1 protein-coding gene is annotated in these 320 nt (G+C 42.2%); it reads right to left on the bottom strand.

Features of this window, described 5'->3' with window-relative positions; translation table 11 throughout:
• A partial coding sequence (locus tag MJG50_RS22020) for a transposase (protein WP_490374917.1) occupies positions 1 to 212 on the bottom strand: 212 nt, incomplete at its 3' end.
• Between the last annotated feature and the right edge of the window lie 108 nt (positions 213 to 320).

Here is a 320-nt window from a genome sequence, read left to right as displayed (position 1 = left end):
AATATGTATTGTATGAAGATCATCTTAAACAAAACTACGGGGTCGATACTTGGACGACCGATCCCTGAATATAGGTTTTCAACCAAGGGATAGATAAACGAAAAATCAATCGCTGACTCTAGCTTGCGTACTAAATGATCTTCAGGAACTAATTGATCAATCGTCAGCATTTCTAATTGCCCGCGTTCATTTGCTTGGTTTCTCGTCATCATGGTACGTCACCTCGAAAAGTATTTTATTAAAAAATTGAAGTTGATTGGAGCGGAGGGTGGCGACTCCTGCGGGAAAAGCGGGAAAGTCGAGACCCTGGACTGAGCGTA

It is taken from the genome of Fredinandcohnia quinoae, from assembly GCF_022427965.1.
GTDB classification, from domain to species: domain Bacteria; phylum Bacillota; class Bacilli; order Bacillales; family Bacillaceae_L; genus Ferdinandcohnia; species Ferdinandcohnia quinoae.
This window is presented reverse-complemented; position numbering and strand designations above follow the sequence as displayed.